The 13889-nt window shown below is 37.0% G+C and carries 13 protein-coding genes; 1 reads left to right on the forward strand and 12 read right to left on the reverse strand.

The window, feature by feature from the left end:
- Positions 1-160: 160 nt before the first annotated feature.
- The 12 genes from GT641_RS02425 to recA all read right to left on the reverse strand — a co-directional run bounded on the left by GT641_RS02425 (position 161) and on the right by recA (position 12160).
- The gene (locus GT641_RS02425) at positions 161-1558 is read right to left on the reverse strand and encodes a hypothetical protein (RefSeq protein ID WP_147352410.1); all 1398 of its coding nucleotides are present in this window, start codon (positions 1556-1558) and stop codon (positions 161-163) included.
- Entirely contained in the window at positions 1536-2213 is a 678-nt protein-coding gene (locus tag GT641_RS02430) for an ABC transporter ATP-binding protein (RefSeq protein WP_008400747.1), read from the reverse strand. The genes GT641_RS02425 and GT641_RS02430 overlap by 23 nt, the downstream gene beginning before the upstream one ends.
- Positions 2214-3497 (reverse strand): ABC transporter permease, encoded by a 1284-nt coding sequence (locus GT641_RS02435; protein ID WP_161116740.1) that lies wholly within the window; start codon positions 3495-3497, stop codon positions 2214-2216.
- A gap of 30 nt (positions 3498-3527) precedes the next feature.
- Positions 3528-4730 (reverse strand): ABC transporter permease, encoded by a 1203-nt coding sequence (locus GT641_RS02440; RefSeq protein ID WP_119963354.1) that lies wholly within the window; start codon positions 4728-4730, stop codon positions 3528-3530.
- A gap of 56 nt (positions 4731-4786) precedes the next feature.
- Positions 4787-5182, reverse strand: a complete 396-nt coding sequence (locus tag GT641_RS02445) for a hypothetical protein (RefSeq protein WP_008400744.1) — start codon at positions 5180-5182, stop codon at positions 4787-4789.
- Between the two features lie 190 nt (positions 5183-5372).
- A complete protein-coding gene (locus GT641_RS02450; protein WP_161116741.1) occupies positions 5373-6221 on the reverse strand; it encodes a formate/nitrite transporter family protein in 849 nt (282 codons plus the stop codon).
- 252 nt (positions 6222-6473) lie between these two features.
- On the reverse strand, positions 6474-7352 hold the full coding sequence (xerD, locus tag GT641_RS02455) for a site-specific tyrosine recombinase XerD (RefSeq protein ID WP_161116742.1): 879 nt from the start codon (positions 7350-7352) through the stop codon (positions 6474-6476).
- A gap of 167 nt (positions 7353-7519) precedes the next feature.
- Entirely contained in the window at positions 7520-8005 is a 486-nt protein-coding gene (locus GT641_RS02460) for a hypothetical protein (RefSeq protein ID WP_161116743.1), read from the reverse strand.
- 54 nt (positions 8006-8059) lie between these two features.
- Positions 8060-8617, reverse strand: coding sequence for an NUDIX hydrolase (locus GT641_RS02465; RefSeq protein ID WP_161116744.1), 558 nt, complete (start codon positions 8615-8617; stop codon positions 8060-8062).
- 176 nt (positions 8618-8793) lie between these two features.
- Positions 8794-10329, reverse strand: coding sequence for a ribonuclease Y (gene rny, locus GT641_RS02470; RefSeq protein WP_342413207.1), 1536 nt, complete (start codon positions 10327-10329; stop codon positions 8794-8796).
- Between the two features lie 149 nt (positions 10330-10478).
- A complete protein-coding gene (locus GT641_RS02475; protein WP_161116745.1) occupies positions 10479-11096 on the reverse strand; it encodes a regulatory protein RecX in 618 nt (205 codons plus the stop codon).
- A 29-nt stretch (positions 11097-11125) separates the two neighbouring features.
- Positions 11126-12160 carry a recombinase RecA gene (gene recA / locus GT641_RS02480; protein ID WP_161116746.1) on the reverse strand — a complete coding sequence of 345 codons (1035 nt, stop codon included), beginning with the start codon at positions 12158-12160 and terminating at the stop codon, positions 11126-11128.
- A gap of 476 nt (positions 12161-12636) precedes the next feature.
- On the opposite strand from recA, the gene GT641_RS02485 reads away from it, so the two are divergent.
- Positions 12637-13875 carry a nucleotidyltransferase family protein gene (locus GT641_RS02485; protein ID WP_161116747.1) on the forward strand — a complete coding sequence of 413 codons (1239 nt, stop codon included), beginning with the start codon at positions 12637-12639 and terminating at the stop codon, positions 13873-13875.
- The last annotated feature ends 14 nt before the right edge of the window (positions 13876-13889 follow it).

The following is a 13889-nucleotide window of genomic DNA, read 5'->3' on the forward strand; positions in this document are numbered from 1 at the left end:
GCGATTTCTATTCGATGCATATGCCTGATTCGTAATACTCCTGTGTTAACTCACCTACGGATCAAACAAGCATTTGTATTTACTGGCAATATACATCGAAAAACGAAATCTTCACAATGTTATTCTATATAGGGCAGTTGTATTTTGTATATCTGGAATATTATTTTATTTCTACAAATCTTCCATTTCTTGCATCCAGTAGAATAAGCTGATCTGGAACCTGTAACTGCGCATCAATATTTGCCAAAAGCCATACAGGAATATAACAATATCCCTCCTCTGTTTCTTCTAAATAGTATGTTAGTTCTACATGATTAAATGCAATTTGCGAATATGACGCACCATGCTTTTTGATGTATTCCGGCAAGCCATTTTTCAAGGCTTCCATAATCTCATCCCACGTTAAAAGCTGTTCCACTTTTTTCGCTTTTTCATCCTGTTTCACCGGCATTACACAACCAATGCCAACCACACCTTTCGAAGATATTACAATGCGTAATATTGAACCATTTGTCATAATGCTTGATTGGCTGTCATTTCTGTTGTCATATTGACCTGCTATACTTTCTACATAATACAAATCTGACACAAAAGGAGTAACTTGTTCAATTTTCGGAAGAAATGTTATAGAATATCCATCACACAAAAGTACTTCTTCCTCTGTTTCACCCTTTATATAGGATACACAAAATGGTTCTACACATCCCGTATCAACAGGCAATGAGACACATGCACCAGCATAGCCCAAAGCGGTATCTATCGCTTCCTCTATTGTTTTACTACATCGATTCCCGGCTGAAAGATCTTCTTCATTTTCACTATAATTCAAAAGATCCGAATACAGCAACTCATTTTCAGACAAGATATCTGTCGGTTGAACAAATCCATATCCGTTATCAATCTCAAAAAATTTCTCCATTGAATTCTCCGGATACAACATTAGTTCAAAGGATTCACAATAGTCTTCGTTTCCATAAAATGTAAGAAGATATTTTTGATCGTTAATCATACCAATGTACTGATCCGCCGAAAAATCAATATTCTTTTCTCTTATCTCCTGTGCAGTTTTTTTCTGTTGCTCTAGCTCCTCAATACTCGCCTGGTAATATTGTTTATAAAAGGTATCCGAAATATTTTGCTTGTTTTTGCAATATTGGATTTGTTCATCACATTCAGATATTAATGGGGTGCCATCATATATATACAGGACTGTTTCGCCAAATATTGCTTCTGAAATCTTCTTTTTGTATGATGCATCCAGTCTCTCTCTGCTGCACTTCATTGTATAAAGTTGTTCTACATCTGGAATACAGACAGACTTATCTGATATCAATATTGCTTGTAAGTCGGCATCTTCTGTTTTCATCTTGCAATCGATGCTTTGCGGTACCTTCATTTTTTTCCCTAATTCACTATTTTGAACTTCTCCCTGTATCGACATTTCCTCCTGATCCAGCACAAACATATCATCACTTTCTTTTTTTTCACAACCTGAAAGCAATATAACAATTCCGCCTATCAATAATAAATATTTTTTAATTCTTTTTTGTATCAGCAACAATCTTTCCATCCTCAATCTGTATTATACGATCAGCATGTTCTGCTATATCCATATCATGTGTTACAATTATCAAGGTCTTTCCCTGCTCATGCAGTCCTTCTAAAAGTTCCATAACCTTAATGCCTGAGTTTTTATCCAGAGAACCTGTCGGTTCATCCGCAAGTACAACAGGAGTATCCATAACCAAAGCTCTGGCAATTGCACACCGCTGTTGTTCCCCACCCGAAAGTTCACTTGGCTTTTTCTTATACAAATCCTGAATTCCAACCTGCATCAATGCGGAAAGAACTTTTTTCTTACGTTCTTTCTTCTCTATTCCCTTTGCCAAAAGCGGTACTTCGACATTTTCATATACACTATACTGATTCAATAGTGCAAATCGTTGGAATACAAAGCTCACATATTCCTTTCGAAACAAATGAAGCGCATGAGAATTCATTTTGCTAACATTCTTTTCATCATACAGATACTGACCATCTGTTGTCTGATCCATCCCACCTATGATATTTAAAAGTGTACTTTTTCCCGATCCGGATGTTCCAATAATTGCAACATATTCTCCATTTTCTATAGTCAGGTCTATCCCATTCAACGCAGGATATTCTGTCCTGCCATTTTTGTATATTTTTTTTGCTTCTTTTAATTGAATCATTTATTTTCCTCCAAGTAATTCCGCCGGAGATATTTTCTTTAACAGAATTGACGGTACAATACAGACCAAAAGAACAAGCAATATCCCTATCATTCCAATCGTCAAGATTAACCGACTGTAAATCGTATTCTTCAACATATAAAATGTCATATTCTCTACCATAATGTTCGCTGCCAGTTTACCGGCTATTACGCACGTCATAATCAGAATTGCAATGATCATTTTTTTTATATTATCGATCAATACCATCTTTATAATATCTCTATGCGATAACCCATAAGCAAGAAGTATCCCAAACTCTCTTCTCTGTGCCAATATCGTGTTAATTTCAAAGCACGACAGAATCAAACACACAATCACAGTGACATACACAAATAACCCAGTCATTTCTTTTCTTTCTGATTCCCTGCTCATATTATCCAGATATTTTTCTACACTATTGATGTAAAATTCTACATCCGGGTTCAAATTTAACGCATCCAGATAACTTTGAACATCATCAAATGAATAACCATCTTTTAATGTAAAAAAACAATTATATGTATTGTCCATTTCTGAATTTAAAATTATCAAAATGCTATAATCAAGTATTTGATAGGGTATCGCATTCTGGTCTTCCGGATACATGTTCATCAGATCATCACTATTTGGAGCTAATACACTGTTCTTCTTCAGAATTCCCTCTACAACATAAACCTCTTCTCCATGTATAAGGCGGGTTCCCGGCTGCACTTTATCTTTATAACGATACCCCAGATAGATTGGAATCGCGTCACCATATAAAGCATAATCAATCTCATAAGGACATCTGCCTTGCAGCAGATCAATTTTCATCATATCCCACGCTCCAGCGTCTAGCCAGGTAGTTTCCAAACTTTTCCCCTGTATTGCATATCCGGGATCATAAACATTCTTTTTTTGTATATCTTGCAGTAATTTCAAGTCTTCATCTCTGTATTCCGATGCATCATATTCGATACGCCAGTCTCCGGATATTGCCAGTGAACCATTTCCCCATCCAGATGAACATGCATCTATGCCACTAAAACTTTTAACAACTTTCAAAAGATTAAAATTTGAATTATACTGAATATCTGAAGGATTCCCTTCAATACTTATGCTTCCTAATGTTTTTATTTCTTTTCGTATAGAACGCTCTACCGACTTCTTCGTATCTGTTTCAAGACTGACAAAATACACCAGAAGTCCAATTATTGTAATTCCAACAATATATAGAATAACATTAAAAAAACTTCGAATTCCTTGTTTCCATTCATTATCCAACGTGATTTTCCATAAATACCTAAGTTTCATTTATAGATCCATAATCCCTTCTGCCAGATTAATCCGACGCAACTTCATAATTATGATGAAAATTGACATATAAACAAGAACAACCGATGTTCCTGCCATAAACGCAACACCTTCATATGAAATACTATACCATACAGAATCTGTCAGCCAGACATTATATACGCTATTTGCAATAAAAACTGCAATAAATGAACAGATAAACATTGGCAGCATCTCCATAAATAATCTTCTTGCGATCATATTGCAGTTGCAACCACAGGCACGATATATTACATAATCTTTATATCTTTTTTTTGTAAACATATCAATCACCTGAATATAAACAACAATACAAAAGAATAACAATAATACATATATTATAATTAACACTTTTATTTTTTCATTCGGTGATGCAATCGAACGATCTATTACTTTTATATCAAATGTTGTATCGGATATTTTTTCAAGTTCCGAAATAAATTCATCTATTTCATTTATATCAAAACTATTTTCTGATCCAATATAAACTCCAAATATTCCCCACTTCATATTAGAAATTGAAAAAATATTATCTATAAAATTCCTGCAGAATTCCTCAAATTGATATTCTGTTTGAGGAAAATAGGCAAAACACACATCTGCCTTATCTGCAACAGGTTCATAAATTCCAACAACTTGATACTCTTCATTATTAATTTTTATGTAATAATATTCTTCTTTTTTCACCATTGTATTTATCATATCCTCAGATACAATTGCAACACGAGCTTTTTTCTCTAAATCGTCCGAACATATTGATCGTCCTTTAGTGATATTAAATGGCAATTCATCCTTCAATGAAAAAACTGCCAGTTCTGACCTTTCCTGAAGCATTCCACTAACCCGAACATTGGCATATGAATACACTGTGAACTTTCTTCCATACATTGCTTTTATAATCATTTTGGCAGTTTCAAGATGTTCCTTCTGTCTATGCTTATCTGGAACATCAATCGACATAGCTTCAAGTTCACCCGCCTGATTATATTCTGCCTTAAGATGATTCATACATACATCACACTTTGTTTCAATTCCCGCCAAATTAGAATAATTGCCATTATATAACCTTCCCTTTAACTCAGCCTGCATTTTATTAATAATATCAAAGCACTGAAAAATAATCACAAACATAAGTGTATATACGATCAAAAACAATCTAAAAAATTCTTTATCTCTTATCTTCATTTTAACTTCCTTTGATAATCTACAACCATTATATGTACATCTTCTTGTATTATATATTAATCGTGTGCATATATTTCTTTAGAATCTGCACCTTTTAATGATATTGTAACAGTAAAAACACTGTACGCATCACTAACAATTTTTGAATCAGAATAGGTTTTATTGCTTTTATCTAAATAACCTGTATCCAATCTTTTTACTTTTACATCTATACCCTGTATTTTACCAGATATCGAACCTGATGTAACTTCAGATGCATTTCCTCCCCCAAATGCTGCAGTCATGATGCATTTATCTTTTTTCTTACTATAATCATACATACGCGCCGATCCTGTTAATGTTGCAACCCCATCAGTTATAGAGTTGCTCGCCGATGTTGCCGAAACAACAAATGAGCTAAATAATGTAATACAACATGCTAATAATATTATATTTCTTTTTATCTTCTTCATTTTTCCTCCCTTTTATGCAATATAATGGTTGCAATTATAGTATTGCATATACGCATTACATATGTCAACATATATTTATATTTTCTAAATATATGTTGACATATAGTATATTAAAATTACAAAAAAAGACCTTGTAGTCGTACATAACTACAAGGTCTTTTTTATCATATCTAAAATACTGTTTTCTTTTTTATTTCTCTTTCTTATCAAGTACCAGATGCGCTGCATACAGTCCCAGTGATACAATGATGCCGCCACCAATAATGTTACCAAGTGTAACCGGCAGCAGGTTGTGAACAAAACCACCAACTGTAAGTGTATCTGAAATCTGTGTGGATGTATATCCATAAAGCTCACAGGCTTTATCTACATATTTGCTGTTGCCTGATGCAATGATTCCTGCCGGAATGTAGTACATATTTGCAACACAGTGTTCGAAACCTGAGATAACGAAGATCAGAATTGGAAAAAATGCTCCAAACAGCTTACCGATCAGATCTTTCGCTGCACTGCTCATCAATACTGCGATACATACCAGAATATTACAAAGGATACCGGAAAAGATTGCTTTGCTGATATCGATATCTGCCTTACCCATGGCAACCTTGATCGTGAATGCACCAAGTGCTCCATCTGAGTAATCATATTGACCGGAAGCATATACACAAGCTGCTGTCAATATAGATCCAAGCATATTGCTGAAATATACAACTACCCAGTTCTTTATCATCTGTAATGCTTTGATCTTATGGTCTGCAAGTGCCATTGTAAGCATACAGTTTCCTGTAAATAACTCACCGCCGGTTACAACTAACATCATAAGACCGATCGGGAAGATCACGCCGGTTAACGTTCTTGCAACACCAACGCCTGTCAGATTATGAGCTGCAAGGTTTGAACCCTCTGCTCCGATCGCAATGAACATACCTGCGAACATACCAAGCAATATCATCTTAAGCAGGCCCATGTTTGCTTTATTGATACCTGCCTTTATATTATTTTCCAGAATCTGTACCGGTGAGTAATAATTGTTCTCCATTTTTTCTTTCTCCTGTCGTCCTTCACTTTTAAACTTTTATCAACCGAAAGGATTATATTCTATTTTACAGACAAGATGCAACTATTTCCATGTACTTTTTTTCGTACAATCCATACTTTACTGCGTATTAACCTTGTATACGGCATAACCGCCCACAAATATGTTTCTGCTATGTACATTCAGCAGCTTATGCTTTGCCCAGCCAATAGCCCGTCGGCTGGCGTTTATCGTTTTCTGCTATATTCATTCCGCTTATGCCCGCGGATGTGCTTTCTGATATTCCTCTTTTAAGCGGCTCTGCTTGCTGTTCAGATAAATCTGTGTCGTTGAGATATCTGCATGTCCCAACATTTCCTGTACAGCCTTTAAATCCGCACCATTATTTACAAGATGTGATGCAAACGAATGACGGATCATATGTGGTGTAATATCCTTATCAATTCCTGCTTTATCAGCATATACCTTGATGATCTTCCAGAAGCCTTGTCTGGTCATCGGTGTTCCCTTGCAGTTTGAGAATAAATATTCTGAATCCTTACACATATCTCCTCGAACATTCGAGATATAATTATCAAGTGCGCGCTGTGCCGAATCTTCGATTGGAATAATTCTCGACTTTCTGAGGTCATGGCATTCAATATACCCCATCTTCAGATTCACATCTGTAATCTTCAATGTAACAAGCTCCGATACACGGATTCCTGTTGCATATAACAGTTCCAGCATTGCACGGTCACGGATCTCCTTCGGAGACTGGTCTCCCGGCTGGTCAAGAAGCCGGTTCACTTCCTCTATCGTTAAGATATCCGGCATTTTCTTTTCAATCTTTGGCGGCTTGATATTAACTGACGGGTCATCCATCAGTATCTTCTCCCGGAAAAGGAATCCGAAAAACGACTTGATCGAGGCTATGCTTCTTGATACAGTTGCCATTGATTTTCCGTTTTTTTCTAAATACAGAACATAAGTGTTGATATTTGTCTCATTTATCGAACGAATATCCTCTGTTCCATTCTCCCGATAGAAATCAGAAAACTTAACCAGATCACGCCGGTAAGAAGCTACTGTATTTTCACTTGATTTCTTAATATTTTTGAGATAATCAACATATTTCTCTATGTAAATTTCCACGCATTTTTCCCCTTATTATGTAGACTAAATATCATTATAAATACAAATTTCTATAAAATCAAACATAATTTTTACAAGTAAAATCAAGGTTTTTCACTATTTTCTGTATTTTTACCAAATCATGTGTCCATCCAGAATTATGTATACCACATGTAGTAAAACTCTTTTCAAAAAAATTTCAGAATTTTTAACTCAAAAATGCAGTTTATTAATACAATTGTAATAATAACTAATCGTTTCACCAGATTTTTTCGCCCTTGCGGCTCACGAATACCACATTTTTCCGACCCATCTACAAGAATCCAACGAATCAATCCCATATAAACCATCACCATTACACAAACTATCATACCATACAGCAGACATCCAAAAAAATATCCGCTATATGCCCGTATGGATACCGTCACTCCGATTATGCATCCCGCCAGACAGGCGAGCGCGGGCATTCTTATTTTTTCAGGAAGAATATATATAAACCAATAGCATAATATAAGCCCCAACCCACGTTTTAACACAAGCATCCCATAAACAGGCAAGCTCCACGCCATCGGTTCACCGGAAATAAATGCTGTCATATCAAATTGCGTATTTATCAGCACAGTTCCAAGGATCAGACCAATAACGTAAACATAGATAAGCAGATTCTTCTTCATTACACCCTCCCCATGCATTCAGGATACTTGTATTTTATATGTCGGAATGAAATATTATATACCCTGTCTGATCTGCTTTTTTAATACATGATTCGCATATGCATAGATTGCTATCAATGTCTTTGAATCGATGATTTTTCCATCTTCAATCATCTGCATTGTATCTTCCAGTGAGTACTTTTCAAGTTTGATAAATTCTTCCCGATCGGGCATCTGTTCCCCATGCGTCAGACCAGTTGCTATATAAACATATGTCATCTCATTGCTGGTTCCTATCGCCAGACATGTTTTTGTCACAAACATAAGCTGTTCTGCTGTATATCCTGTTTCTTCTTTTAATTCGCGTCTGATACACTGTTCCGGCGTTTCCCCTTTATCCATACAACCGGCAGGCACTTCCAATGTCATATCATCCAATGCATTTCTATATTGTCTGACAAATATCAACTGTCCATTCTCATCCACCGGCAGAACACAGCACCCGGGTATATGATCGATAAGATCATATATCACCTTCTGTCCATCCGGCAGGATCAGATAATCATTATATACATCAAATATATGTGCATGATAAGCCAGTTCCTTTTTCTCTCTGATAAATCGTTCTTCCATATTTCTCTCCTTATCTAAACATCTTATCTATAAATAACGTCTCCTGTAAATCTTCCATCCATTTATAAACAATTATATATACTTAACTCTTATTTATAGTTAAATTTTCTTTATAGTTAAATCTTCTTTATAGTTAAAAACAGCCTGTGGAATTTCTTCCACAGGCTGTAAAACTTTTACTTAGCATAATCAACTACGCGAGACTCTCTAATAATATTAACCTTAATCTGACCAGGATACTCAAGCTCATTTTCAATCTGCTTTGCAATATCTCTTGCCAGTAATACCATATCGGAATCATTGACGTGTTCAGGAACAACTATTACTCGAATCTCTCTACCTGCCTGAATAGCATATGTCTTCTCCACGCCCTTGTAGGAATTTGCAATATCCTCAAGTTTCTTAAGACGTGTAGTATAGGTTTCCAGTGTTTCTCGTCTAGCACCCGGTCTTGCAGCTGAAATTGCATCAGCAGCCTGTACAAGACATGCTATCAAAGATTCTGGCTCAACATCACCGTGATGGGCTTCCACTGCATTTACAATAATCGGAGACTCTTTGTACTTTCTACATAAGTCTGCACCAATCTGTACATGGGAACCTTCCATATCATGATCGATTGATTTACCGATATCATGAAGTAATCCGGCACGTTTTGCAACCTTGACATCGACACCTATCTCTCCGGCCAATAAACCACATAAATGTGCTACCTCAATCGAATGCTTTAATGCATTCTGACCGTAGCTTGTTCTAAACTTCATCTTACCAAGAAGTCTTACTAATTCAGGATGAATACCGTGAATACCAACTTCCAGAGTTGCTGCTTCACCTTCTTCACGCATCATGGTTTCAACTTCCTTCTGCGCTTTTTCTACCATTTCTTCGATTCTTGCTGGATGGATTCTTCCATCAACAATCAGCTTCTCAAGTGCAATTCTTGCAACTTCCCTTCTTACCGGGTCGAAGCTGGAAAGGATAACTGCTTCCGGTGTATCATCAATGATCAAATCTACACCTGTCATTGTTTCGAGTGTACGGATATTACGTCCCTCTCGACCAATGATTCTTCCCTTCATCTCGTCATTTGGCAACTGTACCAGTGAAATTGTTGTCTCAGCAACGTGATCAACTGCACATTTCTGAATTGCAGAAACAACATACTCCTTTGCCTTCTTGTTCGCTTCTTCTTTAGCTCTGGTTTCTAATTCCTTGACCATGACTGCTGTTTCATGTTTTACTTCATCTTCAACAGTCTTTAATAAGTATTCCTTTGCTTGTTCAGAGGTTAAACCTGAAATTCTTTCCAGTTCCTGTAAACGTTTTGCCTGAAGCTCTTCCACTCTTGCTTTCTGCTTTTCGAGCTGACCTTCCTTGGATGCAAGACTTGCTTCCTTTTTCTCGATTGCTTCGGTCTTTCTGTCAATGCTTTCTTCACGTGCAAGAACTCGTTTCTCCATTCTGGAAATTTCACCACGTCTGTCCTTGACTTCTTTTTCAAGATCATTCCGTGTCTTTAAAGCATCTTCCTTAGCTTCGAGTAAGATCTCACGTTTCTTTGCTTCAGCATCTTTCTGAGCTTCATCTATAATTTCTCTTGCTGCAACTTCTGCTTTGCCGATCTTTGCTTCTGCAATATTTTTTCTATATGCAATAGCAATGAACCATGTAGCTACAATACATACAACAAGGATGCAAATATAAATGATTATCCACGCAACATCACTCACAGGAGCACCTCCTTATTAAGTTTTCATTGTACACTTATACAACTATTTTAGTTTAATATTTTTTACTAATTATGTCAAGTGAAAACAAACAAAAACAACAATTTTCTGCCTCATTTTCTGTGCAAATTTTCTTATATAACCGCTGTTTCATCTCTTAAAATATCGTCTACGCAGGTCACAACCAACCTATATGGATATCCTTTTCGAAGCAGATATGCAATAACCTTATCCCTTCTGTCCTTCAATTCTGAAGCCGGACATTTCTTTTGTATCAATCTCATCACTATCTCACGTTCGTCAGGAAGCGGATTTTCTTCAAAGGCTTCCTCAATCCATTCATCCGATATCTTCTTTGCTGATAACGCATATGTGATTTCCCTTCTGCTTTTACGATTAATATGACTTCTGACATATACAGATGCATATCTGGCATCATCTACATATTTATATTTTTTTAATTTCTCAACCGTAGTTTCAATCACTTCGTTATCATAACAAAGCTCTTGTAGCTTCTGCCTGATATCATATTCACATTTTTCTGAATATTTAATCGCCGCAATGGCTTTATCCATTGCTCTCTTAAAGAAATAATCTTTTCGGAACTGTGTAAGCTTCTCCGCATCTGTATTCTCTCCTACAATCAGCTTTAACCGCTTGATATCCGAAGCATACAATGGTCCAAACGCCTCATAATCAAGATACAGACAGAATCTTTTATCGTCAATCCGTTTTAAATCCGTTACCAGCATATATAAACAGCCTTTCTATTTCTCTGTTCCTACTCCTCTGTTCCTTTTTCTTCAGCATCCTCAGATTCAACCAGACCAAGCTTCTCTCGGATCTTCTCATCTATCTCATCACAGATTGCCTGATTCTCTGCCAGAAATGTCTTCGCATTCTCACGTCCCTGTCCGATCTTATCGCCCATGTAAGCATACCATGCACCGGATTTATCAACGATATCATTTGCAACGGCAAGATCCAGTATATCACCTTCTCTGGAAATGCCCTTTCCAAACATGATATCAAATTCTGCCTCTTTAAACGGAGGAGCAACCTTGTTCTTTACTACTTTAACTCTGGTACGGTTACCTACGATCTCTCCACCCATCTTCAGAGTATCGATTCTTCTGACATCCATTCGCACGGATGCGTAGAACTTCAACGCACGTCCACCGGTCGTTACCTCAGGATTACCAAATACAACACCAACCTTTTCACGTAACTGGTTGATAAAGATAACAACACAGTTCGTCTTACTGACAACAGCCGTCAGCTTACGAAGTGCCTGTGACATCAGTCTGGCATGAAGGCCCATGTGTGAATCACCCATCTCTCCATCGATCTCTGCCTTTGGAACAAGAGCCGCTACAGAGTCAACGATAATTACATCTACCGCACCGGAGCGGACCATCGTCTCTGTGATCTCAAGTGCCTGTTCACCACAATCCGGCTGTGATATATATAAATCGTCAATATTAACACCTATATTCTTCGCATATACCGGATCAAGTGCATGTTCAGCATCAATAAATCCGGCAATACCTCCTCTTTTCTGGATCTCGGCAACAATATGCAAAGCAACTGTTGTCTTACCACTGGACTCAGGTCCGAATACTTCTATAATTCTTCCTCTCGGAACTCCACCAAGGCCAAGTGCAATATCAAGGCTTAATGATCCTGTTGGTATTACTTCTATATTCATATTGGCTGAAGAATCTCCTAACTTCATAACAGATCCTTTACCATACTGCTTCTCAATCTGTGCTAATGCAGCATCCAATGCCTTCTTCTTATCATCATCTTTTATCATCTTTCTACCTCCATAAACAAATGTTCGATTCCTGTTATTATACTACTAGCCTTTCTCTTAAATGTCAATCCTGAAAATCGAATTCACTCCTGTTTTTTTCTGCAAGACTTCTTCTTATCTGTCCTGTTTAACAGCTCCCGAAATCTTCTGTTTCATCATACATGAACCCATGTGATAAAAATCGTACATCTTCACGAAAAAAAGGCCAGACTACGCCGACCATGCACATTCCAATTATACCATACTTTACAGAAAATAAAATATAAAATATAATGAAGAAAAAAAGCACTTGCTTGCAAGGGATGCTTTTTTTCGAATGCATTGAATATGCGAAGCATATGAAATAATGAAGAAAAAATCCACTTGCTTGCAAGGGATGTTTTTCTTTGAATGCATTGAATATGCGAAGCATATGAAATAATGAAGAAAAATCCACTTGCTTGCAAGGGATGTTTTTAAAAACACGGAGGTATAATATGTCAACAGCCGGAATCATAGCAGAATACAATCCTTTTCACAACGGCCATCTGTATCAGGCGGAACAGATTCGTTCCACGCTTGGATGCGAGCATATTATCTCTGTTATGAGCGGTGATTATATCCAGCGTGGTCTTCCTGCCGTTTGCAGCAAATATCTGCGTGCGGATATGACTGTTTCAAACGGCATTGATGCTGTATTTGAACTTCCAATGGTCTTTGCGACAGCCAGTGCCGGAGATTTCGCATTTGCCGGAGTCTCCCTGCTTGAAAAACTTCATGCTGTTGATTATCTTGTCTTTGGTGCGGAATGTGATGATGTTGATCTTTTAAATACAATTGCAAATTTTCTTATAGATGAGCCTACCGAATTCTCAGATTTGATCCGGCTGTATCTTTCAGACGGTAACAGTTATCCGGCTGCACGTGCAAAAGCATTTGCCGGCCTTTTACCGGATGCTGTTCCTGTTATTGCTGAACCAAATAATATTCTTGCGATCGAATATCTTGCCGCCTTAAAGAAATTGAATTCATCGATAAAACCATACATCATCAAACGTGAACATGCTGCATATAACAGCACCGATATTAATGGTACGATCTGCTCCGCTTCTGCCATTCGATCTCTTATTCAGGAAACAAATAAAGCTAATATTTCTTCAAATATTACTGATACCATAAAGCAGATCCTGCCGGATGCATCTGCCTCTTTATTTTTGCCTGAATATGGCAAATCACTCCCTGTATTTGAAAATGATCTCTCTGCTTTGTTACAGTACCGGCTGTTGCAGCAAACAACCATGCCGGATACAGCCGATATGACACCTGAGCTTTATAATAAGCTCAAAAAGGCAGATACATGCAGCTGCTATCATGACATCCTTGAATCTGTAAAATCAAAAGAGATCACTCAGACACGTATCAATCGTGCGATCCTGCATTTGCTGCTTGATGTGAAGAAAACAGATATGGAACAGTTCAAGGATAAAGGCTGGAGCTTTTACGGACATATCCTTGCCCTTCGCAGAAACGGTTCATCCGTCTTAAAAGAGATAAAGCAAAATGCCGCCTTTCCTGTTTTTACAAAAACAGCAGACGGCATCAGGCAATTAGATACTGTAGGATATAAAATGCTTTCTTATGATATAACAGCTACAAGAATTTATAATCATACAGTTTATAATAAATTCGGAAATAAGCTTCCGGATGATTTTACTGTACAGATCCCTGTAAGATAAATATTAACGCAAAT

The sequence above is a fragment of the Clostridium sp. BIOML-A1 genome, from assembly GCF_009874105.1.
Taxonomy (GTDB): domain Bacteria; phylum Bacillota; class Clostridia; order Lachnospirales; family Lachnospiraceae; genus Coprococcus.

What these genes read in the sequence shown, in the direction of transcription:
- GT641_RS02430 (WP_008400747.1), bottom strand. Translation starts at nt 2,213, where the DNA reads ATGATTCAATTAAAAGAAGCAAAAAAAATATACAAAAATGGCAGGACA.
- GT641_RS02440 (WP_119963354.1), bottom strand. Translation starts at nt 4,730, where the DNA reads ATGAAGATAAGAGATAAAGAATTTTTTAGATTGTTTTTGATCGTATAT.
- GT641_RS02445 (WP_008400744.1), bottom strand. Translation starts at nt 5,182, where the DNA reads ATGAAGAAGATAAAAAGAAATATAATATTATTAGCATGTTGTATTACA.
- GT641_RS02450 (WP_161116741.1), bottom strand. Translation starts at nt 6,221, where the DNA reads ATGGAGAACAATTATTACTCACCGGTACAGATTCTGGAAAATAATATA.
- GT641_RS02460 (WP_161116743.1), bottom strand. Translation starts at nt 8,005, where the DNA reads ATGAAGAAGAATCTGCTTATCTATGTTTACGTTATTGGTCTGATCCTT.
- GT641_RS02465 (WP_161116744.1), bottom strand. Translation starts at nt 8,617, where the DNA reads ATGGAAGAACGATTTATCAGAGAGAAAAAGGAACTGGCTTATCATGCA.
- GT641_RS02475 (WP_161116745.1), bottom strand. Translation starts at nt 11,096, where the DNA reads ATGCTGGTAACGGATTTAAAACGGATTGACGATAAAAGATTCTGTCTG.
- recA (WP_161116746.1), bottom strand. Translation starts at nt 12,160, where the DNA reads ATGATAAAAGATGATGATAAGAAGAAGGCATTGGATGCTGCATTAGCA.
- GT641_RS02485 (WP_161116747.1), top strand. Translation starts at nt 12,637, where the DNA reads ATGTCAACAGCCGGAATCATAGCAGAATACAATCCTTTTCACAACGGC.